The organism is Cellulomonas septica (assembly GCF_012396155.1).
Lineage (GTDB): Bacteria > Actinomycetota > Actinomycetes > Actinomycetales > Cellulomonadaceae > Cellulomonas > Cellulomonas septica.
In genome coordinates this window covers 1-1,868 of the sequence record NZ_JAAXOY010000684.1, presented here as the reverse complement: position 1 = coordinate 1,868, position 1,868 = coordinate 1, and the positions used below count along the sequence as shown (strand labels likewise).

The 1,868-nt window shown below is 72.3% G+C and carries 2 protein-coding genes; both read left to right on the top strand.

What is annotated here, in order from left to right:
* Positions 1-819: glycosyltransferase family 2 protein (locus tag HGA02_RS18080; RefSeq protein ID WP_168680662.1), on the top strand; the 819-nt coding region annotated here is incomplete at its 5' end.
* A 77-nt stretch (positions 820-896) separates the two neighbouring features.
* On the top strand, positions 897-1,802 hold the full coding sequence (locus tag HGA02_RS18075) for a class I SAM-dependent methyltransferase (protein ID WP_168680660.1): 906 nt from the start codon (positions 897-899) through the stop codon (positions 1,800-1,802).
* The last annotated feature ends 66 nt before the right edge of the window (positions 1,803-1,868 follow it).

Here is a 1,868-nt window from a genome sequence, read left to right as displayed (position 1 = left end):
CGCACGTGGCGCGCGGTCCCCGAGCCGCCGCTCGTGTCCGTCGTCGTCCCCACGGGCGGCGGACGGCGCACGGTGCGCGGCGAGGACACGCTGCTCGCCGAGATGTGCGCGCGCTCGCTCGTCGACGGCACCGCGTACGCGCGGTGGGAGCTCGTGCTCGTGCCGTCGGAAGGCACCGACACCGCGGTCGTCGCGTCCGTCGCCGACGTCGTGGGCGACCGGCTCGTCGTCGCGCCCGCGACGGGACCGTTCAACTTCGCGCGGTCGGTCAACGTCGGCGTGGCGGCCGCCCGTGGTGAGCTCGTCCTGCTGCTCAACGACGACGTGGAGGCGATCGAGCCCCGCTGGCTCGACCGCATGGTCTCGGTCCTCCAGGACCCGTCGATCGGCGTCGTCGGCGCACAGCTCCTGCACGAGGAGGGGGTCATCCAGCACGTCGGGGTCGTCTACTCGGACGCGTGGGAGCCGTGGCACCTGTTCCAGCAGCAGCCGGCCGGCCACGACCACTTCGGGGCGGGCGTGCTCGACGCGGACTTCACCGCCGCCACCGGTGCGTGCCTGCTGATGTCGCGCCGCCTGTTCACCGAGGTGGGCGGCATGGCGGAGGAGCTCCCCCTCAACTACAACGACGTCGACCTGTGCCACAAGGTGGTGCGCGAGGGTCTGCGGGTGGTGGTCACGCCGGCCGCGTCCCTGCACCACTACGAGTCGTCGACCCGGTCGCCCGTCATCCGCGCGGACGAGACCGCCTACCTCCGGCGCTACTGGTCATGGCTCGCCTGGCGCGACCCGTGGGTCAACACGCGCACGTCCGGATGACCCCGTTCGGACGGGTATCCTGACCGGTCGGCGCGCGGCGCCGTGGGACAGACGGCACGTGCAGGAGGCGGACGGCAATGACTGACGCGGTGGACGCGGACGCGGTGGACATCGAGAACGACGGCGAGCGGATGATCCCCGCGTTCCACCGACCGTCGTTGCTCTACGCCGAGCACCTCACGCGCTACCAGGCCGCCGCCGAGATCGTGCGCGGCAAGCGCGTCCTCGACATCGCGAGCGGGTCCGGCTACGGCAGCAGCCTGCTGGCCGGCACGGCCGCCTCGGTCGTCGGCGTCGACGTCAGCGAGGTGGCCGTCGCGTACGCGACCCGTCAGTACGGCGCGGACAACCTCGAGTTCCGGCACGGGAACGCCGAGCGCATCCCGCTCGAGGACGACTCCGTGGACGTCGTCGTGACGTTCGAGACGATCGAGCACGTCGAGGACTACCGGGCGTTCGTCGCCGAGATCGACCGGGTGCTCGCACCCGGCGGTGTCGCCCTCGTCTCCACCCCGAACGACCTCGAGTTCGTCGAGGGCAACCACTACCACCTGCACGAGTTCGTCTACGACGAGCTGCGCGAGCTCCTCGCCCCGCACTTCGCGCACGTGAAGCCCTTCTTCCAGGCGACGTGGCAGGCGGTCGCGGTCGGCACGCAGGAGGACTTCTCGACCGAGGGCGTCGTCGAGGCGACGGTGCACAACCTCGCACCGCTCGAGCGCGACCAGTTCCTCTACTTCTACTTCGTGTGCTCGCGCGAGCCCACCGACGCGACCGTGCCGACCGTCCTGGCGCTCGGCGGGCACCACTCGGACCGCGCGATCCAGCAGCGGGACCTCGCGACGCAGGCGCGGCTCGAGGAGCTCGAGACCGCGCTCGCCGGCGCGCGCCACGACCTCGAGGTGCTGCGGTCGACCCGCAGCCACAAGATCGCGACCGGGATCTCCGCGGTCGCGCACAGGCTGCGGCTCACGCGGGGCTGACCGCGCGGCCCCGGCTCCGACGAAGGCCCGCCAGGCGTCCTCCGCCCGGCGGGCCTTCGCGTCGTC